The 24,018-nt window shown below is 72.4% G+C and carries 16 protein-coding genes and 1 pseudogene; 13 read left to right on the top strand and 4 right to left on the bottom strand.

The window, feature by feature from the left end; translation table 11 throughout:
* The 5 genes from ACZ6ZT_RS33955 to ACZ6ZT_RS33935 all read left to right on the top strand — a co-directional run.
* Positions 1 to 2,597 (top strand): type I polyketide synthase (locus ACZ6ZT_RS33955; RefSeq protein ID WP_469724244.1); only part of this gene is annotated, 2,597 nt, incomplete at its 5' end.
* Between the two features lie 106 nt (positions 2,598 to 2,703).
* Entirely contained in the window at positions 2,704 to 6,777 is a 4,074-nt protein-coding gene (locus ACZ6ZT_RS33950; RefSeq protein WP_469724242.1) for a type I polyketide synthase, read from the top strand.
* A gap of 82 nt (positions 6,778 to 6,859) precedes the next feature.
* Complete coding sequence (locus tag ACZ6ZT_RS33945; RefSeq protein WP_469724240.1) at positions 6,860 to 8,101, top strand: cytochrome P450 family protein; 1,242 nt, start codon at positions 6,860 to 6,862, stop codon at positions 8,099 to 8,101.
* Positions 8,102 to 8,144: 43 nt separating this feature from the next.
* Positions 8,145 to 9,422, top strand: a complete 1,278-nt coding sequence (locus tag ACZ6ZT_RS33940; protein WP_469724238.1) for an activator-dependent family glycosyltransferase — start codon at positions 8,145 to 8,147, stop codon at positions 9,420 to 9,422.
* Between the two features lie 113 nt (positions 9,423 to 9,535).
* A complete protein-coding gene (locus ACZ6ZT_RS33935) occupies positions 9,536 to 10,282 on the top strand; it encodes a 3-oxoacyl-ACP reductase family protein (protein WP_469724237.1) in 747 nt (248 codons plus the stop codon).
* Positions 10,283 to 10,857: 575 nt separating this feature from the next.
* Here the strand turns inward: ACZ6ZT_RS33935 and ACZ6ZT_RS33930 are convergent.
* The gene (locus tag ACZ6ZT_RS33930; RefSeq protein ID WP_469724246.1) at positions 10,858 to 11,481 is read right to left on the bottom strand and encodes an aldose epimerase family protein; all 624 of its coding nucleotides are present in this window, start codon (positions 11,479 to 11,481) and stop codon (positions 10,858 to 10,860) included.
* A 511-nt stretch (positions 11,482 to 11,992) separates the two neighbouring features.
* On the opposite strand from ACZ6ZT_RS33930, the gene ACZ6ZT_RS33925 reads away from it, so the two are divergent.
* The 5 genes from ACZ6ZT_RS33925 to ACZ6ZT_RS33905 all read left to right on the top strand — a co-directional run bounded on the left by ACZ6ZT_RS33925 (position 11,993) and on the right by ACZ6ZT_RS33905 (position 17,324).
* Positions 11,993 to 13,330: a discoidin domain-containing protein gene (locus ACZ6ZT_RS33925; protein ID WP_469724236.1), complete on the top strand. Its 1,338-nt coding sequence runs from the start codon at positions 11,993 to 11,995 to the stop codon at positions 13,328 to 13,330.
* Positions 13,330 to 14,637: an MFS transporter gene (locus ACZ6ZT_RS33920; RefSeq protein ID WP_469724234.1), complete on the top strand. Its 1,308-nt coding sequence runs from the start codon at positions 13,330 to 13,332 to the stop codon at positions 14,635 to 14,637. The genes ACZ6ZT_RS33925 and ACZ6ZT_RS33920 overlap by 1 nt, the downstream gene beginning before the upstream one ends.
* Complete coding sequence (locus ACZ6ZT_RS33915) at positions 14,634 to 15,668, top strand: TolB family protein (protein ID WP_469724232.1); 1,035 nt, start codon at positions 14,634 to 14,636, stop codon at positions 15,666 to 15,668. Before ACZ6ZT_RS33920 ends, ACZ6ZT_RS33915 begins: the two co-directional genes overlap by 4 nt.
* Before the next feature lie 151 nt (positions 15,669 to 15,819).
* On the top strand, positions 15,820 to 16,068 hold the full coding sequence (locus tag ACZ6ZT_RS33910) for a hypothetical protein (protein WP_469724248.1): 249 nt from the start codon (positions 15,820 to 15,822) through the stop codon (positions 16,066 to 16,068).
* Between the two features lie 452 nt (positions 16,069 to 16,520).
* A complete protein-coding gene (locus tag ACZ6ZT_RS33905; RefSeq protein WP_469724231.1) occupies positions 16,521 to 17,324 on the top strand; it encodes a DUF6342 family protein in 804 nt (267 codons plus the stop codon).
* A gap of 321 nt (positions 17,325 to 17,645) precedes the next feature.
* Here ACZ6ZT_RS33905 and ACZ6ZT_RS33900 read toward each other — a convergent pair whose 3' ends face one another.
* Positions 17,646 to 18,104, bottom strand: a complete 459-nt coding sequence (locus ACZ6ZT_RS33900; RefSeq protein WP_469724229.1) for a hypothetical protein — start codon at positions 18,102 to 18,104, stop codon at positions 17,646 to 17,648.
* 488 nt (positions 18,105 to 18,592) lie between these two features.
* Here ACZ6ZT_RS33900 and ACZ6ZT_RS33895 point away from each other — a divergent pair, with 488 nt between their 5' ends.
* A complete protein-coding gene (locus ACZ6ZT_RS33895) occupies positions 18,593 to 19,375 on the top strand; it encodes a lysophospholipid acyltransferase family protein (RefSeq protein WP_469724227.1) in 783 nt (260 codons plus the stop codon).
* 60 nt (positions 19,376 to 19,435) lie between these two features.
* Here ACZ6ZT_RS33895 and ACZ6ZT_RS33890 read toward each other — a convergent pair whose 3' ends face one another.
* Both ACZ6ZT_RS33890 and ACZ6ZT_RS33885 read right to left on the bottom strand, forming a co-directional pair.
* Entirely contained in the window at positions 19,436 to 20,956 is a 1,521-nt protein-coding gene (locus ACZ6ZT_RS33890; RefSeq protein ID WP_469724225.1) for a cytochrome P450 family protein, read from the bottom strand.
* Positions 20,957 to 20,973: 17 nt separating this feature from the next.
* Complete coding sequence (locus ACZ6ZT_RS33885; protein ID WP_469724224.1) at positions 20,974 to 22,386, bottom strand: alpha/beta hydrolase family protein; 1,413 nt, start codon at positions 22,384 to 22,386, stop codon at positions 20,974 to 20,976.
* Between the two features lie 638 nt (positions 22,387 to 23,024).
* On the opposite strand from ACZ6ZT_RS33885, the gene ACZ6ZT_RS33880 reads away from it, so the two are divergent.
* Positions 23,025 to 23,246 carry a hypothetical protein gene (locus tag ACZ6ZT_RS33880; RefSeq protein WP_469724222.1) on the top strand — a complete coding sequence of 74 codons (222 nt, stop codon included), beginning with the start codon at positions 23,025 to 23,027 and terminating at the stop codon, positions 23,244 to 23,246.
* Between the two features lie 444 nt (positions 23,247 to 23,690).
* Positions 23,691 to 24,018 (top strand): annotated as a pseudogene (locus tag ACZ6ZT_RS33875) (hypothetical protein); the annotation flags it as partial.

Here is a 24,018-nt window from a genome sequence, read left to right as displayed (position 1 = left end):
CCTCGCACTCGGCGCATGTGGAGACGGTGGCAGCCGAGCTGGAGGAGGTCCTGGCGGGTGTCCGTCCCCGGAGCGGTGAGATTCCGTTCTATTCGACGGTGGAGGCCGCGGCGATCGACACGGCGGGTCTGGATGCGGGGTACTGGTTCCGGAATCTGCGTCGCCCGGTGCGGTTCCAGGAGACGGTGGAGTGTCTGCTGGCGGATGGTTTCCCGGTGTTCGTGGAGGCCAGTGCGCATCCGGTGCTGACGGGTGCGGTGCAGGAGACGGCGGAGTCCGTGGGCCGGCAGGTGTGTGCGGTGGGTTCGCTGCGCCGTGGGGAGGGTGGTCTTCGGCGTTTCCTGACGTCGGTGGCGGAGGCGTTCGTCCAGGGTGTCGGTGTCACCTGGCCGGCACTCTTCGACGGCACCGGCGCCCGGACCATCGACCTGCCCACCTACCCCTTCCAACGCCGGCGTTACTGGCTGGAGTCGCGTCCTTCTGCGGCGGTGACCGAGTCCGCCCCAGCGTCAGGAATCGAGAGCTGGCGTTACCGCGTGGCGTGGAAGGGCCTGTCGTTGCCGGAGTCGGTGCGTCTTGACGGCCGGTGGCTGCTCGTCGTACCCGAGGACCTGGACCCGGACGGCACACGTGTCGCCCACGACGTCGAGCAGACCCTCACCACCCACGGCGCCACGGTCTCCCGCCTCACGGTCGACGTGACGGCGACGGACCGCACCGACCTGTCGGCACGGCTCACCACCACCGCGACCGAAGAGCAGCAACCCCTCGTGGGCATTCTGTCCCTCCTGGGCACCGATGAGCGGCAGCACCCGGATCATCCGGGCGTCGACCGTGCCACGGCAGCCACGATGCTGCTCGCGCAGTCGTGCGCGGATCTGGACGCGGACGTGGCCCGGGGGGTGGAGCCGAAGCTGTGGGTCGTGACCCGTGGGGCGGTCGCGGTGTCCCTCGCCGAGCGCCCGTCGTCAGCCGGCGCCCAGGTCTGGGGCCTGGGCCGCTGTGCGGCGCTCGAGCTCCCCACCCGGTGGGGCGGGATGGTGGACCTTCCCCGGGAGGCGTGGGATGCCGGACGGCAAGGGCGGCAGCTTGTCCGTGTGCTGTCGGAGACCTGTACCGAGGACCAGGTGGCGCTGCGGGCGTCGGGCGCGTACGGCCGCAGGCTGCTGCCCGCCTCCAGCCCTTCCGTATCCGCCCGCCGTGCCGCGAAGGGCGGCTACCAGCCGCGCGGCACGGTTCTGGTGACCGGCGGAACCGGATCCCTCGGAGGCCATCTGGCACGGTGGCTGGCCCGCAACGGCGCCGAGCACATCATTCTGGCCGGGCGGCGGGGCGACGGCGCACCAGGAGCCGCGGAACTGTCAGCGGAGATCAAGGAGCTGGGCGCGGAGGTGACCGTCGCGGCCTGCGACGTGGCGGACCGGGACGCTTTGCGGGTGCTGCTGGACACCCTGCCGGCCGGGCAGCCACTGTCGGCGGTGTTCCACGCTGCCGGTGTCCCGCACTCGGCGCCGCTCGCCGGGACGGATGTGGCAGGGCTCGCCGCCGTAGTCTCGGGCAAGGTCGTCGGGGCACGCCATCTGCACGACCTCACCAGGGAGAAGGAACTGGACGCGTTCGTGCTGTACGCGTCGGGCGCAGGCGTGTGGGGGAGTGGCGGGCAGAGCGCATACGGAGCCGCCAACGCCGCACTGGACGCGCTGGCCGAACAGCGCCGGGCGGAGGGACTGACCGCCACATCGGTCTCCTGGGGGCTGTGGGACGGCGGAGGTATGGCGGGCGAACAGGGCGAGGAATTCCTCACCGCCCTCGGTCTGCGGGCGATGGAGCCCGAGTCGGCCGTCGCTGCCCTGGTGGGGGCCCTGGACCGGGGAGACACCTGCGTGAGCGTGGTCGACGTCGACTGGTCCCGGTTCGCACAGTCGTTCACCGCTTTCCGGCCCAGCCCGCTGATCGCGGACCTGCCCGGGGTGCGTACCGCGCCGGGCGGACCGGCGGGCGGACCGTCGGAGAGCCTCTCGGGCGGCGCACGGCCCGGCGGTGCAGCCGACCAGGGAGTGCTGGCAAGGCTCGCCCGGGCCACGGGCGACGACCGGCGGGAGATCCTGCTCGATCTCGTACGCCGCCACGCCGCCGCAGTACTCGGTCACCCGGGGCCGCAGCACATCGAGCCCGACGCCGGGTTCCGAACGCTGGGGTTCAGCTCGATCACCGCCGTGGAACTGGCGAGCAAGCTCGGTGCGGCCGTGGGCACCAAGATCCCCGCCACCTTCGCGTTCGACCACCCCAACGCCCGTGCCGCGGCAGCCCGCCTCGACGTCCTGCTGGCGGTGCCGAGCGACGAGGCCGCGCAGGAGGCGGAGATCCGGCAGGCACTGCAGAACGTGCCGCTGGCCCGGCTGCGGGCCGCGGGCCTCCTCGACGGTCTGCTCGAACTCGCCGGACTTGGAACGGAGTCCGGCGGCCGGGCCGACCTGCCGGGCGACGAGCCGAATCGCGGCGCGGCCACGCCGGACGAGGAGTCCGCCCTGGCGGACGTCGACGGTCTGGACGCAGAAGCACTGGTCGACCTCGTCCTCAACCAGTCCGACTCCTGACCGCTGCGGGCGCCGCCGGGGCCCGCCGTGCCGTCGCCGCCTTCGGCCGCACGAACCACACAGACCTGACCGGGCCACGGCCCGGAGCTCAGCAAGGAGACCACTCATGGCTCTGTCCCAGGAAAAGGTGCTCGACGCACTGCGCACCTCCGTCAAGGACGCCGAACGGCTGCGCAAACGCAACCGCGAACTCCTCGCGGCCCGTCACGAGCCCATCGCCATCGTCGGCATGGCCTGCCGTTATCCCGGCGGGGTCCGCTCGCCCGAGGACCTCTGGGGACTCGTCGTGTCGGGGACGGACGCGGTGGGTCCCTTCCCCCAGGACCGGGGCTGGGACGTGGAGCGGATCTACGACCTGGACCCGTCGGTCCCCGGCACGACCTACTGCCGCGAGGGCGGGTTCCTGTACGACGCGGGAGACTTCGACGCGGCGTTCTTCGGGATAGGGCCGCGCGAGGCCACCGTGATGGACCCGCAGCAGCGCCAGCTGCTGGAGGCGTCCTGGGAAGCCCTGGAACAGGCTCGGCTGGACCCGCGCGCGCTGCGCGGCAGCCAGGGCGGTGTGTTCGTCGGCGCGGCGAACCAGGGCTACGTGCCGGGCGACGCGGCCGCGTCGGGACGTCTGCCGGAGGGGTCCGAGGGCTACCTGCTCACCGGCAATGCCGACGCGGTCCTGTCGGGCCGGATCAGCTACTTCCTGGGCCTGGAAGGCCCGTCCATGACAGTCGAGACGGCCTGCTCCTCCTCACTGGTGGCACTGCACCTGGCGGTGCAGGCGCTGCGCCGCGAGGAGTGCGAGTTCGCCCTGGCCGGCGGAGTCGCCGTGCTCGCCAACCCGGCCGCCTACGTGGAGTTCGCCCGGCAGCGGGGGCTCGCCCCGGACGGGCGCTGCAAGGCGTTCGACGACGCGGCGGACGGTACGGGCTGGGCCGAGGGCGTCGGGGTCCTGGTGGTGGAGAGGCTGTCGGACGCGGTACGCAAGGGACATCGGGTCCTCGCCGTCGTGCGGGGTACGGCGGTGAACCAGGACGGTGCCAGCAGCGGCCTGTCCGTACCCAACGGACCCTCCCAGCAGCGAGTCATCCGCCGCGCGCTGGCCGACGCCCGGCTCGACGCCGGCCAGATCGACGCGGTGGAGGCGCACGGCACCGGTACCCGGCTGGGCGACCCCATCGAGGCGCAGGCCCTGCTGGACACGTACGGTGAGGAGAGGAGCCCCGAACGCCCCCTGTGGGTCGGGTCGTTGAAGTCAAACTTCGGCCACGCGCAGGCGGCAGCCGGAGTGGGCGGCGTCATCAAGACGGTGATGGCGCTGCGGCACGGTGTGCTTCCCCGCACGCTCCATGTGACCAGCCCGACGCGGCACGTCGACTGGGGCGACGGACAGGTGCGGCTGCTGACCGAGACGGTGGAGTGGCCGCGGACCGGCGCCCCCCGGCGGGCCGGAGTCTCGGCGTTCGGCGTGAGCGGCACCAACGGTCACGTCATCCTCGAAGAGGCGCCGCCCGCACAGCTCGAAGCGGAGCAGCAGGCCGTGGCGGGACAGCCGGCCCTGGTCCCGTGGACGCTGTCCGGCCGTACGAGGCCGGCGCTGCGCGAGCAGGCCGCGCGCCTGGCGGCACACCTGGAACAGCACCCGGACCTCGACCCGCTGGACGTCGGGTTCTCGCTTGCCACGACCCGCACCCACTTCGAGCACCGGACCGTGCTGCTCGCGGACGCCTCCGCCGAGGGCGGCTCCCGTGCCGACGTGCTCGGGGCGTTGAAGGCGATGGCGGAAGACCGCGACCCGGGCGGGGCGGTGCGGGACACCGTGCAGGGCGAAGGGCGTACCGCCTTCCTGTTCAGCGGGCAGGGCAGTCAACGACCCGGCATGGCGGAGCAGCTGTACGCGCAGTACCCGGCGTTCGCACGGGAGCTGGACACGATCGCGAAGCATCTGGACGCCCATCTGGACCGGCCGTTGTCGACGGTGATGTTCGCGGAGGCCGGTTCGCCGGAGGCCGCGCTGCTCGACGGCACGCAATACGCCCAGGCCGCCCTGTTCGCCGTAGAGGTCGCGCTGTTCCGGCTCTTCGAAGGCTGGGGGGTGCGCCCCGACGTGCTGCTGGGTCACTCCGTGGGCGAGCTGGCCGCTGCCCACGTGGCCGGGGTGTTCGGGCTGGCGGACGCCTGCGCACTGGTCGCCGCCCGCGGCCGACTCATGCAGGAACTGCCGGCCGACGGCGCGATGCTCTCGGTCCGTGCCGCCGAGCACGAGGTGCGGGAGCTGATCGCCGGACAGGAGGACCGCATCGCGGTGGCGGCCGTCAACGGGCCCCGCTCCATCGTCGTCTCCGGGGACGAGGACGCCGTCTCGGCGCTTGCCGAGGAGCTGGCCGAGTACGGCGTGCGGACCAAGCGCCTGAACGTCAGCCACGCCTTCCACTCCCCTCGTCTGGACTCCATGCTGGAAGCGTTCCGTCGGGTCGCGGACGCCGTGGAGTACCACGAGCCGACGCTCGACGTGATCAGCGGCCTGACCGGCCGCGCGGCCGAGGCTGGGGAACTCACCACCGCCGACTACTGGGTCCGGCAGGCGAGGGAGACCGTCCGGTTCCACGACGGGGTGTGCGCCGCTCGCGCGCGCGGCGTCAGCACCTTCGTGGAGCTGGGGCCGGACGCCGTGCTCTGCGGCCTGGCCCTGGAGACCCTGGAGGAGGAGCCGGCCGGGGACACGTCCGCCGAGGCGCCCGGCCGGGCGCGGGCCGCGCTGGTGCCCGTGATGCGCCGGGAGCGGCCGGAGGGCAGTACCCTCCTGATGGCGCTCGCCACGGCCTACGCGCGCGGCGTGGAGGTGGACTGGTCCCGGTTCTACACCGGCACCGGCGCCCGCCACGTCACACTGCCCACCTATGCCTTCCAGCGCCAGCGGTTCTGGCTGGAGGCGGCGGCCCCCGTGCCCGCGAGGGACGCCGGGCCCGGCGCGCCCGCGGTGGGCACGGCGGCCGGACCGGCCGACGCGGAGAAGACCACCGGTCCGGCGACCCGGCCCACGCTGAGTGCGCAGGACCTGCTCGTGCTGGTGCGGACACAAGCGGCGGCCGCACTCGGCCACGCCGAATTGGAGGACGTACCGGCCGACACCCCCTTCGGCGACATCGGTTTCGACTCGCTCGCCGCCATCGAACTGGGCGCCGCCCTGACCGGTGCCACCGGGCTGAAGCTGCCGTCCACCCTCGTCCTCGAACACCCCACCCCTAGGGAACTGGCCGGGCACCTGGCGGCCGCCCTGGCGGCCGCCGGCAGCGACGGCACGCCTGCCGAAGGCCCGGGCAGGGCCGGTGAGAGCAGCCTGGTGGCGATGTACCGGCGGGCCGTGCGGCTCGGCCGGGCCGAGCCGTTCATCGGCACACTCGCCGAACTCTCCGCTTTCCGGCCCGCCTTCGCCGCCGATCAGGTCCTCGCGGAAGGAGAAACCCTCGGGCAGGCGGCCGCCGCATGGCAGCCGGCTCCGGTACCCCTGGCCACCGCGGACGGTGCGGGACCGGAGCTGATCTGCTGCGCGGGCACGGCGGTGGCGTCGGGTCCGGAGGAGTTCACCGCACTGGCCGCGGCCCTGGACAACCGGCTGACCGTGTCGGCGCTGCGCCAGCCCGGCTTCCGCGAGGACGAGTTGCTGCCCGGCTCCTTGGACGGGCTGCTCGACGCGCAGGCGGACGCGGTGCTGCGGCACACCGGTGACAGGCCCTACGCCCTCCTCGGCCACTCGGCGGGCGGGGCGCTGGCACACGCGCTGACCTGCCGACTGGAGGAGCGCGGCGCGGGTCCCACGGCGCTGATCCTGGCGGACGTCTATCTCCCCAGCTCGCCGGGGGCGATGGGGGTGTGGCGCAACGAGATGCTCGACTGGGTCATGCAGCGTTCCGTGGTGTCCATCGACGACTCCCGGCTGACGGCGATGGGCGCCTACAACCAGATGCTCCTGGAGTGGGTGCCGAGGCCCACGAAGGCGCCGGTCCTGTTCCTGCGCGCGACGGAGCCGGTGGGGCAGTGGTCCGGGGAACCGGAGAGCTGGCGGGCACGCTGGGCCGGCGGCGACCACACCGCCGTCGACGTGCCGGGCACCCACCTGACGCTGATGACCGAGCACGCCCGCCACCTCGCGGCGGCGGTCCACAGCTGGCTCGACACCCTGTGAGCCACCCCGGGGAGAACCGCGCCGGGCGCCGGACGGCTGCTTCCCCTGTTTTCCGTACACCGCGACACCTTGGAGGACTCCCGTGACAGCGCAGTGGACCACCCCGTCCGCACTCGGCCGCAGGCTTCAACGAACCTACGTGGGCTACTGGTTCGCAGGAACGCAGGGAGACCCCTACGCGCTGATCCTGCGCGCCCAGCGGGACGACACCACGCCCTACGAGGAGGAGGTCCGCGCACGCGGACCGGTGTTCCACAGCGAGGTGCTGGACACCTGGGTGATCGCGGACGGCGCGCTCGCCCGCTCCGTCCTGACCGACGCCCGCTTCGGAGCGCTGACCCGCGCGGGAGGACGGCACCGCGCGGAACTTCTCCCGTCGGCAGGCCCCGAGACCGGTCCGGCCCGCGCACGGGAGCAGGGCGGCATGCCGACCGACGCCGAGCCGGCGGTGTCGGCGCAGGACGAGGTGGCCGTGGAGGCCCTCGCCGAGCAGGTGTCACGCACCCTCCTGGGCGGGCTCGGCGCCGACTTCGACCTCGTTGCCGACTTCGCGCGACGCCTGCCGGCACAGGTTCTGGCGAAATTCCTCGGGCTGCCCGCAGCCGGGCGCAGCCGGTTCGAGGAACTGCTGGCCGACTGTGCCCGCAGCCTCGACAGCCGGCTCTGCCCGCAGACTCTCGACATCACACGGACCGGCCTGGGAGCAGCGGCCGAGTTCCGGGAACTGCTCGCGCGCCACCTCGGCGAGGGCGGACCACGGTCCGCTCAGGCGGCTCTCGCTCTGGCAGTCGATGTGGCCGCACCCGCCGATGCGCTCATCTGCAACGCGTTCGAGGCGCTGGGCAGCTCTCCCGGGCAGTGGGACGCCCTCTGCCAGAACCCGGAGGAGGCCGACGCCGTCATAGCGGAGACCTGGTGGCGGCAGCCGCCGGTGCGGGTGGAGAGCAGGATCGCGCAGGAGGACGTCGAACTGGCCGGAGTGCCGATCCCCGCGGACGGGCATGTGGCGATCCTCGTCGCTGCCGCCCAGCGCGACCCGGCGGTCACCCCAGCCCCGACGGAGAACGGCACCGGCGCCCCCGAACAGGGCGACGGCGTCGGCGTCCCCCTGGGGCTCCTCGGCGATGCACACTCCACCTCTGCCGCTCGGACGGTTCGCGCCCTCTCCCGCGGTGCGCTGCGGGTGCTCGCGCAGGAGGCACCGGGCCTGCGGCCGAGCGGGACCGCGGTACGCCTCAGGCGGGCACCTGTCACGCTCGGTTACGCCCGCCTCCCCGTCGCCCGGACGGGCTTTGGGGCACTGACCGACGCGGGTCCGGCATGAGCACCCGCGACGAACACCGACTGCCGAACGGGGAGACAAGCCGATGCGCGTCCTGATGACGTCGATTGCCCACAACACGCACTACTACCACCTGGTGCCGCTGGCCTGGGCCCTGAAAGCAGCAGGCCACGAGGTGCGAGTGGCCAGCCAGCCCCGGATCACCGACATCATCACCGGGTCCGGGCTCACCGCCGTGCCGGTCGGTGACGACAAAGACATGATGGAGCTGTTTGCCGAGATCGGCGGAGACATCACCCCGTATCAGGAGGGACTGGACTTCGCCGAGGAGCGGCCCGAGGCGCGGTCCTGGGAACATCTGCTCGGCCAGCAGACCGTTCTGACCTCGCTGTGCTTCGCGCCGCTCAACGGCGACTCCACGATGGACGACATCGTCGCGCTGGCCCGCTCCTGGCAGCCGGACCTGGTGATCTGGGAAACCTTCACCTATGCCGGAGCGGTCGCCGCCCATGCCGTGGGCGCGGCGCACGCCCGCATCCTGTGGGGACCCGATGTCATCGGTCAGGCCCGGGAACGGTTCTTGGACGCCAAGGCACAGCAGGCTCCCGAACACCGGGAGGACCCGATGGCCGAGTGGCTCGGCTGGACCCTGGAGAGGCTGGGCCTCCCGGCGGCCCGAGATGGGCTGGAGGAACTGCTGAACGGCCAGTGGGTCATCGACCCGGGCCCGGAGAGCGTCCGGCTCGACCTTCGCGAGCCGATCCTGCCCATGCGCTTCGTTCCCTACAACGGCCCTGCCGTCGTACCCGGCTGGCTGTCCGAGAAGCCAAAGCGACCGCGCGTCTGCCTCACCCAGGGAGTGTCGGGGCGCGAGACCCACGGCAAGGACATCGTCCGCTTCCAGAACCTGCTCACGGCGCTGGGCGACCTCGACATCGAGATCATCGCCACGCTGGACAGCATCCAGCGGGAGAACCTGACGGAGGTCCCCGACAACGTCCGGATCGTCGACTTCGTCTCGATGGACGTGCTGCTGCCGAGTTGCGCCGCGATCATCTACCACGGTGGTGCCGGAACCTCGGCGACAGCCCTCCTGCACGGCGTTCCGCAGATCGTCATAGGCGCGCACTGGGACGTGCCGGTCAGGGCCCGGCAGCTCGACGACCTGGGCGCCGGCATCTTCATCCGGCCCGAGGCCCTGGACGCGGCCACACTGCGTGCGGCGGTTCAGCGAGTGCTCACCGAGCCTTCCCTCCAGCAGGCCGCGGACCGGCTGCGGGCCGAGATGCGGTCCAACCCCACCCCTGCGGAGACCGTCCCCGTGCTGGAGCGGCTCGCCGAGACCCACCGACAGTCCCGCTGACCACCCGGCCGGTACACGGTGCGGGCCCGCGTGCCGGGGCACCACCGTCGCCGGCGGTCCTCGAACCGCCGTCCGGTCATCTCCCGTAAGCAACGGATGGAGCAGAACAGCACATGGAGTTCGAAGGACAGGTCGCGCTCGTGACGGGGGCCGGCAAGGGCATCGGCCGTGCGACGGTCGTCCGGCTGGCGGAAGCCGGATGCGACATCGCGCTCAACTACCACAGCTCGAAGTCACAGGCGGAGGAAGCCGCCGAGCACATTGCCGCACTCGGCCGCAAGGTCGGACTGTTCCCCGGCGACATCTCCCGCCCCGAGACCGCACGGCAGCTGGTGGCCGCGGTGCACCAGAAGTTCGACCGGATCGACATTCTGGTGAACAACGCGGGCATAGCGCGGGACAAGCTCCTGCTGACCATGGAGGCGGACGACATCCACCAGGTCATCGCCACCAACCTCGTCGGCCCGATGTTCCTCACCCAGGCCGTCGCACTCACCATGCTGCGCCAGCGTTCCGGACGCATCGTCAACATCACCTCCGCGGCCGCGAGTAAGCCCGGAAAAGGCCAGGCCAATTACGCCGCGTCCAAGGGTGGCCTGGAGGCGTTCACCAAGGCCATGGCGGTGGAACTCGGATCCCGTGGAATCCTCGTCAATGCGGTCGCTCCCGGCATCGTCAAGACCGATCTGACCGAGGTGCTCCGCGACGGGGCGCAGCCGGAACTCCTGACCCGGCAGGTGATCGGATCCTTCGCCGAGCCTGAGGCGGTGGCGGAGGCAGTGGCCTACCTGGCGAGCCCTCGCAACACGCACACGACGGGTACGGTCCTCACCGTCGACGGCGGCCTCAAGATGGTGTGAGCGCCACCGGACATAGGACCGCCGCCCTGGCGACGGCCAGGGCGGCAGAGGCGGGAGAGCGCGCAGCGCAGGCGCGAGTGGGCGGTGAACACCCCGACTCCACGTCCTGCCGGGCGCATCAGCATGCGGGCCAGGGCCTGGCTTTGTCGAGGCCTTTGTGTATGTGCGTGATCAATGTCTTCTCCTCCGACAGCCGTAAGCTGACGGTGGAGGGGACGTCCGCCACTTCTGGGAGCAGTGCCTCGGCAAGTGCTCGGGTGGCCCAAGTCCAAAATGACGAAGTCGTCCGCGCACAGGATCAGCCGGTGGTTGGGCAGACTTATCTGACGACGTGTCCACCGTTGCTTCCTCGTGCACTGCGGCGCACCGGGCGCCTTGACGAAGTGTTCGTCCAGACACCTGGCTCCCCAGTCTGTTCGACGCCAGCGAGCCGGCGCGCGGCGGTCGGCGGGCAGCTCCAGGACCACGGCGAACTCCTTTCCAAACTAGGAGATCCCGCGGGTAGGGGCGCCATCGCGAGCGCCACGATACCGGCGCCGCCCGGGCCAGCGGAATCTCTCGGTGATCGAACGATGTCAGTCGCGGCGATGGTCCCGCGAGGGCGGTTTGCCGTCGGGAAGGGGATGCTCAGTAGTGACCCAAGTGCTTGGCCGAGCATGAATAGTTTCGGTGTACAGCTGTACGTAGCGGGCGCCTTCGGGGAGCCGTACGTCGGTGCCGCGCCGCCCCGAGGGGTGCGCCAGTCGGACCGCGCAGTGGCCGGCGGGGTCCCGGTCGAGGCCGGTGTACGCGGTGTCCAGGCCCACCGCGCCGATGGGCCCGGCCTCGCGGAAGTCGTACTCCGTGCCGTCCACGGCTTCCTCACCGGCCGGCAGGCCGTGTGCGTCGGTACGCAGACGGATCCGGGCCGGCACGGTCAGCAGGGCGGTGTCCACCACGTCGGTGCCGACGGTCAGGTAGGGGTGCTGGCCCACGCCGTAGGGGGCGGCCGTGTCGCCCGTGTTGGTGGCGGTGACGGTGGTTTCGAGCCCGTCGCGGCCGAGCCGGTACCCGGCGGCCACCTCCAGCCGGTACGGGTACCCGGGCTGCGGGAAGAGGCTGGTGCCCACCGTGAGCGCGTCCTCGGCGCGGGCGAGCAGCCGCCACGGTACCCACCTGAGGAGCCCGTGGATCGCGTTGCCGTTCTCCGGCTCGGTCAGCGGGAGCTGCAGGTCCGCCAGAAATGATCAAGGTCCATCGAGGGCCGGAGAAACCGGCGACGACGATCAAGACGATGACGGTCACGCCCGAGCCCATGCGGGCGGCGGCAGGTATGCGCGTCGACCGCGTCACCGTTCGGCCAAGGGCGCCCTGGGGCCCTCTTGACGGAGGCCCCCGTCGGGCGCGCCCGTCGTCCGCCCCGCCGGAGACTTTCCGGCGGGGGCGGGGGCGGGGGCCGGGTGCGGGGCGGGCGCAGGCCGCGGGCCTCGCGGACGACCGTGAAAACAGGGACGCGGGAGGGGCGTCAGGGGACTGGTAGGAAACTTTCCTGTTCGCTAGCATTCCCGGCGGCGGCTCGGCGCGGTGTCCGCATCAAGCGGGCGTGACGCGCTCAGCGAGAGCTCTGACCCGGCTGCCGTGGCGCCGCCGCCCGCCCGCGTGGGGGCGGGTGGCGACGCCAGGAAATGGTGCCCAGCTCTCACCCCCTCCCTCAGTGCAGGAGCCCCAAGGATGCGCCTGAACGCCTTAGTACCCGCGCCCGCCCGGCCCGGCCCGGTGGCCCTGGTCGCCGTCGTACTCCTCCTGGTCGGCGGGCTGCTGCTCGCCCTCCCCGAACGGGCCGGAGCCGCCACCGACCCCCTCATCTCGCGTGGCAGGCCCGCCACCGCGTCCTCCTCCGAATCCTCCGACTTCGGCGCGGAGAAGGCCTTCGACGGCGACCCGGCCACGCGCTGGGCGAGCGTCGAGGGCAAGGATCCGCAATGGATCCGCGTCGACCTCGGTGCGAACGCCGACGTCAGTCGCGTCTCCCTGCGCTGGGAAGCCGCGTACGCCAAGGCCTACCGCGTCGAGATCTCCGCCGACGGCACCACCTGGACCCGCCTCGCCAACGAGACCGCGGGCAGCGGCGGCACCGACGACTGGGCCGGCCTCTCCGGCAAGGGCCGCTACCTGCGCGTCTACGGAACCGCGCGGGGCACCTCGTACGGCTACTCGCTGCACGAGGTCGAGGTCTACGGCACCGTCGACGACGGACCCCCGCCCACCGGCGGCTTCACCGTGGTCGCCGCGGGTGACATCGCCGCCCAGTGCACCGCCTCCGACAGCTCCTGCGCCCACCCGAAGACCGCCGCCCTGGCCAAGCAGCTCAACCCGAAGTTCTACCTGACCATGGGCGACAACCAGTACGACGACGCCCGGATCTCCGACTACCGGGCCTACTACGACAAGACCTGGGGCGCCTTCAAGGACAAGACCCACCCGGTCCCCGGCAACCACGAGACCTACGACCCGGCCGGCTCCCTCGCCGGGTACAAGGCGTACTTCGGGTCGATCGCCTACCCCCAGGGCAAGAGCTACTACAGCTTCGACGAGGGCAACTGGCACTTCGTCGCCCTCGACTCCAACGCCTTCGACCAGAAGGCGCAGATCGACTGGCTGAAGGCGGACCTCGCCAAGAACGGCAAGCAGTGCATCGCCGCCTACTTCCACCACCCGCTCTACTCCTCGGGCGGCCACGGCAACGACCCGGTCGGCAAGCCGGTCTGGAACATCCTCTACGGCGCCAAGGCCGACCTGATCCTCAACGGCCACGACCACCACTACGAGCGCTTCGCCCCGCAGGACCCCAACGGCAAGGCCACCGCCGACGGCATCACCGAGATCGTCGGCGGCATGGGCGGCGCCGAGCCCTACCCCATCGAGAACGTCCAGCCCAACAGCCAGAAGCGGATCAGCGGCCAGTACGGCGTGCTGAAGCTCGACTTCACCGACAACGGCTACAGCTTCAGCTACGTCGGCACCGACGGCAAGGCCAAGGACACCAGCCCGAAGTACACCTGCCACTGATGTACCTGGCGACCACAGGCCGCCCGGACACGTCGGCTCCGCCCCGCTCCGGCGGGGCGGGCCGGCGGGTCCCGGGAACCGTCCTGGCACTCGGCGCGGTCAGCCTCGTCACCGACATCTCCTCCGAGATGGTCACGGCGGTGCTCCCGCTCTACCTGGTCATCGGACTGGGTCTCTCCCCCCTCCAATTCGGCTTCCTCGACGGCCTGTTCAACGGCGCCACCGCCCTCGTGCGGCTGCTCGGCGGCCACGCCGCCGACCGCGGCAACCGCCACAAGCGCATCGCCGGCCTCGGCTACGCGCTCTCCGCCTGCTCCCGGCTCGGCCTGCTCCTCGCCGGGGGCGCCACCGCCGGGATCGCCGTCGCCCTCGCCACCGACCGCGTCGGCAAGGGCATCCGGACGGCGCCCCGCGACGCCCTGATCACCCTGAGCAGCCCGCCCGAGACGCTCGGCCGGTCCTTCGGCGTGCACCGGGCCATGGACACCACCGGCGCCCTGCTCGGCCCGCTCGCCGCGTTCGCCCTGCTGGGAGCGACGGCCGGAGCCTACGACGCGGTGTTCGTCGTCAGCTTCTGCGTCGGCCTCCTGGGAGTGCTGCTGCTCGTCCTGTACGTGCCCGGGCACCAGCCGGCCCCCGCCGCGCGCCCGGCCCCCCGCACCGGCACCGTCTTCGCGGCCCTGCGCGACCCCGCCTTCCGGCGCATCCTCGCGGCCGCCGCGCTGCTGGGCGCCGCCACCATCGGCGACTCCTTCGTCTACCTCCTGCTCCAGCGCCGCCTCGGCCTGCCGGTCGCCTGGTTCCCGCTGCTGCCGCTCGGCGGCGCCGCCGCGTACCTGCTGCTCGCCGTCCCGGCGGGCCGGCTCGCGGACCGGGTCGGCCGCCGACTGCCCTTCCTGTACGGGCACATCGCGCTCCTCGGCGTGTACGCGGCCCTGCTCGCCCCCGCCGCCGACGCCCCGGCCCTGCTCCTCCTGCTGCCCGTCCTCGCGCTGCTCGGAGCCTTCTACGCCACCACCGACGGGGTACTGATGGCCCTCACCGGACCCACGCTGCCCGCCGAGGGCACGGCACGCGGCCTCGCCCTCCTGCAGACCGGCCAGGCACTGGCCCGGATGCTGGCGGGCGTCGGATTCGGCGCCGTCTGGACGGTGTGGGGGCCCGACCCCGCCCTGTGGGCGGCCCTCGCGCTGCTGTGCGCCGCGCTGGGCGGCGGCTGGCTGCTGCTGCCGCGCTCCCCGTCCGGCCCCACCCCGTCCGCCCCTGCGGATCCCGCCCCGTCCGACCGCGAAAGGCACACCGCATGACCGACCGAGCCGGGTCCACCGGACCCGTGACCGCGCTGGGCGCCCGGGCCCGTACGGCGATCGTGGTGACCGTGGCGCTGGTGCTCGCCGGCGGCGCCACCGGGTACGTCCTGCACGCCGGGAACCGCCCCGCCACCCGCGCGGCCGCCGCGGACGCCTCCTTCGCGCTGGACCACCCCGCCCTGTACTACCGGGACTCCGCCACCGGACGCGTCGCGCACCAGGCCCTCCCCGGAGCCGCCGACGCGCCCGCCGCCCCGCGCGTCACCGGAGGCCCCTCCTGCGACCGGTTCTACGCCGCCGGGGACACCGCCCTGTGCCTGCGGGCCGAACCGGGCGCCCTGCCCAAGACGTACGCCATCGTGCTCGACCGGCAACTGCGCGAGGTCCGCCGGACCACCGTGCCCGGGGTTCCCAACCGGGCCCGGGTCTCCGCCTCGGGACGGATGCTGTCCTGGACGGTCTTCGCGACCGGAGACTCGTACGCCACCAGCGCCTTCTCCACCCGGACCGCCATCCTCGACCTGCGCACCGGCTACCTCGTCACGTCCATGGAGCAGATCCCCCTCACCCTCGACGGCGCCCGCTACCACGCGCCCGACGTCAACTACTGGGGGGTGACCTTCGCCCGCGACGACAACCGCTTCTACGCGACGGTCTCCACCAAGGGCCGGACCCATCTCGTGGAGGGCAACATGGGGGAGTGGTCCGCACGCGTCCTGCGGGAGAACGCCGAGTGCCCCTCGCTCTCGCCCGACAACACCCGCGTCGCCTTCAAGAAGAAGGTGTCCGACGACCCGGCCGCGCCCTGGCGGCTGTACGTCCTGGACCTGCGGACCATGCGGGAGACCCCGCTCGCCGAAACCCGCAGCGTCGACGACCAGGCGGCCTGGCTGGACGACGGCACCCTCGCCTACGCCCTGCCGGGCGCGGACGGCAGGGCCGGCGACATCTGGACGGTGCCCGCGGACGGCACCGGCACCCCGCGCCTGACCGTCCCGAACGCCTCTTCACCGGCGGCGCTGCGCTGACCCGCGCTCCGTCAGCTGGCGGAACCGGCCGCCGACCCGGTGGCCAGGTCGGCGCCCCAGCGCGCGAGCGCGGCGGCCAGGCCCAGCGGGCCCGAGCACAGCTCGGAGTCGGCCCCGGCGCGGCCACCCGGTCGGCGACGGTGGCCGGGGGGTGACCGGGGTGAAGTCCTCCGCCGCGACCACGTCTGCGACCGCCGTGCGCTCTCCCCAGATCAGGGTGCAGGCCCTCCAAGCCCGCGGCGAGCAGGCCACGGTCCGGGTCGACGAGGTCGATGTGGGATCCGGGCGGCAGGACGGTGAGCAGCGCGCGGGTGACCTGTCCCGTACCCGCTCCGAAGTCCAGCAACGTGGGAGCCGCGATGCCGTCCAGGGTGGCGGCCAGGAGCTGGGCCACAGGTGACGGCGGTGGCGTGGTGTTCGCCAATGCCGACGTCCAGGCCGAGAAAGACGTCGATGTCGCTGGTGTCGATCACGTGCGAGCCCCTCCGCTCACGCTTTCGTCGGCCTTGCCTCGCACCGAGCTGCCACACCCACGTCACGGAGAGCTTTTCCGGCCCGGGTGAAGCCGGTGCTCAAGCCCCTCATCAGCGGTCCGTCGATGCCTCCGGGCCCGGTGACACCGTGCGGCGCCTGGCATCGTGACCGACATCGAGCACCGGGCGGTGGACCTCGCCCGCGCGCAAGTCCTGGCGATGATCGAGGAACGGGCCGGGCCGTTAGCGGAGGCCGACCGGTGGGCGGCCTGGCGCTGGGAGCCGGCCTGGCCCGCGCCGCGCCTGCCCGAGAGTGCCGGCGAGCCATTGGGGCTTCGCTCTTGGCCGAGGGGACCACCCGTTCTCGACGTCGCGGGGGATGGCTTCGCTGAGTATGAGAACGGCCAGGACACCACTGGACGTCCCGCGTTCCACGTGCGTGTCCTCGCCGTACAGCGCGCCTCGGAACAACCGGGCAAAGTGGGCGACCCTACTCTTCCGCATGCGAATTGGTCTTCCGATGGCACAGCCGTGCCCCTGGTTTCAAGAAGGCGGTTCAGGCCGTTGTGATCAGATGCGGTCACCGTTTGCGGAACGGTCTCCTTCGGGAGGGGGAATCCACATGCCTGATGTCGACCTCGGACTTGCGACCGACTGGGACGAGGGCGAGACCCACGGCCGCGTCAAGCTGGTGCCGAACCGGACCTACCCCGGCACGGCGAAGAAGGACGTGGCGATCATCTCGCCGCACAGCGTCGAGATCGAGCTGAACTCGGACTTCTCCACCTCGCAGGAAGCGGACAAGGTCTACTTCACCACGCGCTACGGCAGCACGAAGAAGGTCATCGCCGTCTTTACGCGCGCCCGTGCGCCGCGACCCGGCCTCCAGCTGACCGGCCACGCCCGCGCGGTCGCCTCCGACGTCCGGCGCCGCGCGAGCCGGCTGCCGAAGAGCAGCGGGCCCCGGGCGCTCGCCGATGTCGTCCTGCGCAAGGCAGAAGATCGGCTGTCCGCGACGATCGAGGGTAGCGTGCACTGTGTCCAGAACCGCGCCCGTCTGGTCCGCGCCCTCTACGAACGCCTGGACCGCCTGGAGGCCGCGCTCGCCCCGGAGAAGGTTGCACCGGAGGGCGGCTGGAGGGTTGTCTGCAGGGGTGCACTAGGCGAGGGACCGCAGGTGTGACCGGAGGTGGGACCCCCCGAATCTGGTGATCTTCCATCTGTGCAGCTCAGGGGTCGTGGGCAAGCCCCCTTCGGAAAACGAAACCTCTTTGTCCGCGATAGCCGGAGGAAGAGGTCTGTCCCGTGTCCGGGCTGGCGGCGCCGCAGGGGTACATGTACCGGTACGGCTCGTGAGCGGATCCGGTGGCCCTTCGTCGTGGACCGCGCTCGGGAGATCGTGGACGGGTACGCGCCGCTCAAGGTGACCTTGAGGCAGGTCATGTACCGACTCGCAGCCGAGGGCGTGCTGCCGCGCACGCCGCCGATGTACCGGCGGATGTCCTCACAGCTGGCCCAGCCGGAACTGGAGCTCCCCGCCGTCTTCGGAGAGCACGGTCTCGCCATGCTTGCGGAGCACGGTCAGGTGGCCCTCGCGCTCGAAGAACTGCTGGGCGGCGCTGAGGTCGGCGATCCACGTGTCGGCCTGCGTGGGGCGCGGCTTCGGCTTCTCGTCCTCGGTGGCGGCAGCAACACCATCGCCCCGGACCAGGGCACCACCCGGCCGGTCATCCACATGCCCGCCCGCGGCATCCGGACCCGCCACCTCGCCGCCGGGCAGGTCGAGGCCACCGTCGCCGCCGGGCACCCGCTCACCGAAATCGGTGCCCGCACCGTCGTCGAAGGCCCGTCCGGCATCGAGTACCTCGGCGGGACCCCGGGCACTGCGGCTGTCGCGCCGGCCCAAAACGCCAGAGCGTACGGGCAGGAGATCGGAGACCGGCTCAGCGTCGTCACCGCTCACGACCGGAACACCCGCCGTACCCCGGATCGCCGCCGTCGAATGCGGGTTGGACTACCGCACGAGCCGGTTCAATGTCAGAAGCCCGCCGAGCGCCCGGCTTTCTTCGGGGAGCGGGGGTCCGGCCAGGCACGTCCTATGCGCGGCCGGCAAGGCCTGGGCAACCATCCGACACATGCCCAGCCCCGGAGAGCAGGGCACCGATCCATCGCGGTCCGCACCATCGGACGGATGTGAACCCGCCCCCGGCGGCCAGCCCGGTCGCTCGAGCCGCCCACAGCCGGCACTCGCAAGCGACCGCAGCCTCGGTGAGGCGCGAGGGGCTGCGGCAGGTGTGCTTCTCGTTCGCATCTGGAGGGCGGGTGGGGAACGAAGGTGCGAAACACCTGATCCGGCCCATCTTCGTGTTCAAGCGCCGCCATGGCCGTTGGACCCGGCGAAAGGTTCAGGCCGGCGCGGGTAGACGTGCCGCCGGACCGAGGTGCAGACGGGTGTCGACAAACATGGCGGATGTGTTCGATCTGGCCGGGCCCGAGGTCCGCTTCGTGCGCGGGCTGTTGAGCGAAGCGGGTCAGGACGCCTGGGACCGGCTCCTCGAATGGTTCATCGACGACTACTTCCGCCTCGACCTACTGGGGCTGGAGAACATCCCGACCGAAGGTCCGGCCGTCATCGTGTCCAACCATTCCGGGGCATGGGGGCTGGACGCCTTCGTGTTCCTGAAGGCCCTCACCCGCGCGCTGCGGCGGCCGATGAGCGTGCTCGCGGCCCCGCTCGTGTTCCGGTTGCCGGTGCTCGGCGCCTACGCCACGAGGCGGGGCGCGGTGCCCGTCGACCTGCGGGCCGGGGCGGAGCTGCTGAGCAACGGTGAGTTGGTCGCGGTGTTCCCGGAGGGAATCGGCGGACTGGAGAAGCCGTTCCGGGACCGCTACCGGCTCCAGCCGTTCAGCGCGGGATTCGCGGTGGCTGCCATCGGTGCCGGCGCGCCGGTGGTGCCCGTCGCCATCATCGGGGCGGAGGAATCCAGTCCGAAACTGGGCGAGTTGCCGGCCCTGGCCCGGCTCCTGGACCTCCCCTACCTACCGTTGACCTCGCCCTTCCCACTGCCCTCCAAGTGGCAGATCGTCATCGGCGAGCCGCTGCCCGCGCCGGCGCGGCCCCAGGGGATCCGGGCGCGCTCGGAGGCCGCCCGCCGTCTGTGCGTCGAGGTCCAGGACACGGTGCAGGAGATGATCGACCGGGAGAACGGCTGGCGTGAGCCCGCCCCGGAGTGAGCGGTGCGCCGCCCGGCGATGCCTGCGGGGCCGTACGGTCCGTACGGCCCCAGGGAGCGTTCAGTCGGCGAGCCGACGGGCGGCCCGCCGAACGTCGGCGGCGGCCCTTGCACAACGTTCCGCGTGTCCCAGCAGGACGGTGCGGAAGCGTTCGCCCTCCGCATCGGAGTTCCAACCGGTGTGCGCGGCGCAGTCCTCCAGGTCCTGCGCGTGCCGGTCGAGCAGGTCGGCGCTGGCCGCGGCCAGCGAGCCGTATGTTGCAGGCGGGCAGCCGCGGTCGGTGACGGCCGCCCGGGCCGCGCTCCCGACGTGGTGCGCCCTCGCTGCCGAGCGCGGCCCGGGCACGGAGCCGAGGGCCACCCGCAGCGCGTCCGGGTCGAGGCTCTGGGGCAGCCGGTCACGGGTGAAGCGGGGGGCCAGCAGCACGGGGCGGCCGGCCGCTGCGACGCCGCCGACGACCTCCTCGGCGACCCGCACCGCGAAGTCCGCTGCCGAGCAGGTCGTCGACGCCCCGCACAGGGCCGGTGCGCCCGCCGCGCCGCAAGGCCGTCCCAGGGCGAGGGCGGGAGCGGCGCTCCCCTGGAGCCGGAAGGGCATGGCGAGGACCTCGGTTCCCGCGGCGACGGCGAGGCCCTCCCAGACGAAGTCCGAGCGGACGGGATGGACTACCGCTTCGATCGGCGGGTAGCGGTCGAGGGCCGAAGCCACGGCGTGCGAGGGCGTGTCGGCGGCCTCCGCCCCGAGCAGGGCCAGGGCCTGGGCAGCAGTGTCGGCCGTCGCCCGTGACACCACGTCGAGCAGGTGCGCGAGGGCGGGAGCGGCGTCGTCGGCGGGCTGTGACGTAGCGCTGCGTGCGGCTACCGATGCGGGGTCGGGATCCACGAGGTAGGAGGTGAGCCGGCGGAGCAACGCCGCATCGTGCCGCCGTCCCTCACGACGGGCCGCCCCCTCTCCGGCACGCCGCAGCACCTCGCTCAACAGCCGGTCCTCAGCCGCCGACGCGCCCAGCACCACCCGGCGCGCGGCCCGCGCCGTCCCGTCCCGCCAGTCCTCGCGGCTGACGGTGCCGTCGCCGAGCCGCCGGTCGAGGAGGCGCCGCACCTCGTCGGCGAGCAGTTCGCTGAGCGCGTCGTCGGCCCCGCCCGCGAGCGGGAGTGCCCCGGGCGGGGTGTCGGCGTGCGGGTACAGGCCGCGCCGATGGCCGGCGGCGGTAAGTCGTACGGCGGGTCCGAGGGCGGCGCCGTCGGCGCCACGGGCGAGCAGGTCGGCGGTGTCCTGCGGGGTCAGCGGCACGAGGAAGGCACCGAAGGGGGTGCTCAGGCGTACGGGTGCGCCGCCGCGGGTACGCCGCAGGTGGGCCAGGAGCTGCCGGGTGGCCCCTTCCCGGGTGAGGGCGTCGAGCCCCAGCAGTCGGGCCGGGGCATCCGTCCATGGCAACCGGTGGCCGAGCATCGCGATGCTGAACACGGCGTTCTCCAGCGGCCGGGCGGTGCGGGGCCGCCGACCCGTCACCGCAGGCGGGGGCACGGCGGCGGGCGGGGTTCCGGGCGGGGTGGGGGGACCGGGGCGGGTGCTGTTCATGGGGGGCGTCCTCAGGGTCACTTGTCGCGCAGCATGTAGGGCTGGTTCACCGTGATGGCGCCGTCGTAGAGCCGCAGCAGCGTGTTGACCTGGTCGCGCATTGCCGCCTGCGGACCGCGGAGGCTGTCGGAGTAGGCCTGCGGGGCGTGCGAGAGCGGGTAGTCGTACGTCTCGTCCAGCCAGGTCAGTTCCAACCAGTGGTCCGGGATGTCGTTGGGCGAGGCCGGGCCACGGCCGTCCAGGGTCGGGATCACGTCGTGCTCGTTGAGCAGGCTGATGACCTGGGTGGTGTGGTCGGCGGGGCGTTTGGCGTCGATGGGCGAACCCAGCGCGAGGACGTGGGTGATCCGGTACTCGGAGGCGACGTCGACCTCGGACGCCAGGTTCATGGCGGTCAGACCGCCGAGGCTGTGACCGACGAGCATCAGCTCGGCTCCCGCCGGTACGCCCGCCCGGGCCAGAAGGGCCTTCACGGCCCGGGTGTAGGTGGTGTCGATGCGCAGCAGGCCGTCGAAGGCACCGATGACGTCCTGCGGGGTGTTGTTGCTGAGGAGTCCGAAGCTGGTCCCGGGCAACAGCAGGACGTAGCGGTCGCTCCCGTCCTCGCACGCGATGCGGCGCAGCAGCACCAGCCCGTGGTTGCCGAGCGCGCCGATGTCGTCGACGTAGCTGACGAGGTCATTGGAGGAGTGGGCGAGCCGGGAGGCGAGGATGGGGTCGGCGTCCGTGCGCTCGGCCCGGCCGGGCCCCGGGTTGAAGCGCGCCAGCAGCGAGCTGGGCAGGCCGAGGAAGGGATCGGTGGTCGGCACCCCTCCGGCCAGGGTCACCCAGGAGAAGCCGTCGTTGACCGGGTTCTCGTCGAGCAGCCCGGTCAGCGCCAGCAGTTCCATGACGACGGGGCTGATGGTGGTGAGCGCGCGGGTCACCCCGAACCGCTCGACCAGTGCGAGGAAGGCGCGCAGAGCCTCCAGGCGATCGCCGCGCACCGTGGCGTCGGTGAGCCGACGGGCCCACGGGGTGTCCAGGTTCGAATGGGCTGCGGCCGCCGCGGCGATGCGCAGGGCGAAGGCGTCCACCGCCATGGCCACGGCGGCGGGTCGCCGGTAGGTCACGTTCCCGACGACGCGGGCCAGCTCCCCCACGATGCCGCCGTTCGCGCCGAAGCCGAGCCCCTGCGAGCCGGTCAGGGCGCGGGCGCAGGCCAGTACGCTGCCCACGGCCCATGCCGGGTCGCGCAGGGCGCGCAGGCCCGACCGCCAGCTACTGAGGGCCCCGGTGAGTTCCGCACTCGCCTGCCGGGCGGTCAGGGCGGCCTCGGCCAGCAACAACGAGGCTGCTACCAGAAGTTCGGCCTCCGCGGCAGGCTCGGGCGCGATCCCCGGGGCCACCGGCCGGCCGGTGGGCAGCGATCCGGCGTCCCCGGATGGCACGGCCGGCGCTGGCACCGTCGCCGGTTCCGGAGCGCCACCCGGTACGTCCGCACCGGTCGGTTCCGATCCGGCGGCCTTGCGTTGCCCGGTGAGGAGCTGCGGTGGATGCCCGATCGCATGGCGTGTCACGTAGCAACCTCTCGTCGCTGAAGGGACGGACGGTGGGCGTCGTCCGACGACCCACCGTCCTGTCCGCTGCCCACTGTTCGCGACACATGGTGACAGCGGCCCGGCAGAAGGATCAGTGGTGACAGAGCGACGGAACGCATCCAATGTCCAGATTCCCCGTGCCGACAAAAGTGTTAACGAGCAGGTCACCGGGGTGACGCGCCGTCGGACCGCCACCCGCCACCGCCGTACGGGTGAGGCGGAGGTCGCCCGGCCCGAGGGGCTGACACCGCGGACCGCCGTTGACGGGAGGGCCCGCCCCGAACGCCCGCGTCGCCGCGGCGCGGGTCGACCCGCCGCACGGATCGACCCGAACCGACCTGTTCACGCTCCGTTGCCGACCGCCCCCGGGAGGCATCGACTGCCGGTGAATGGGTGGGGTGGTGGCAGCGGTTGGTCGTCAGCGGGTGACCGGGTGGCTTTGTTCACGTTCAGCAGCAGCGTTTGTCTGCCGGTTTGGGCGTCGGTTGGTGATCACTGGGCCGCGGAATGTTCACGAGAGACAGGTCACCGAGGACGCCGGCTCCACCCCGGAGTGGTGCCTGGAACGCGCCCGTGTCACCGTCCACACCGCCGACGGCAAGAAGCACCACTTCGACAACCTGCGCCTGGGCACCAAGGCGGAGAACCGGCGGATCTGGCTGGCCCAGAGGTACGGCAAGCGCATCCACCTGCGCCGCGTCAACGCCTGACCCGCCGCGAACACGGAAACGGGTGTCCGTGAGCTGATCGGCCGGACCCGGGCGGAGGCCCGGGTCCGGCCGCGGCCGCGCGCCCCACCCTCACATAGCCGGTGCCGTCGTAACCCCTCCGGCCATCCGCAGGGGCTGTGGCCGCGGGCGGTGGTGGAGGCCCCTCACCCTGAAGCGGTCCGCGCCGTGCTGCGGGGCGCGGGGACGGCAGCGGACCGGCTGACGGATGCCCTCGGTGTCGCCGCCGCACCGTCTGCCCTGCCGTCCCAGGTCGGGACCGCCAAGCCCGCGCCCTCGCGGGACCAGGCCGCGCCGCCCACCGTCAGGCTGCCACCGGCATCCGCAACCGGGCCGCCGCCTGAACTGGTGGCTTGGGGAGCCTGACGCTGTTCCGTAGAGGTCAGGGATCATGTCCGTGTTGCTGCTGTGAGACGGGGGCTGGGCATGAGGGCGGTTGGCGAGTTCGAAGGGCTCCTGGGGGCACCGGTGCGGAGCGGCGAAGGAGAGCTGATCGAGGCGATCGCCAGGGACTGGTCGGTCGAGTTGCCCGCGGACTTCGTCGAGGTAGCCGGCGCGTATGGGGACACGTCGATCTCGGAGTACATCTACTTCTGCGGAGCTCGCACTCTGAAGGAGTACGCCGACGGGATGGGACGGCTCCTGGAGAAGTCGCGCACTGTCCCACGCGCTGTGCTCCCGACCCCTGGCGGCGCCCTGGTGTCAACGGCCACTCAGTTCTCCCCGGAGGCGGCCAGTAATTCTCCCCACTGGC

The organism is Streptomyces sp. NPDC102258 (assembly GCF_055584685.1).
Note: the sequence above shows the minus strand (reverse complement) of the source record. Positions and strands in the feature narration are given on the sequence as shown.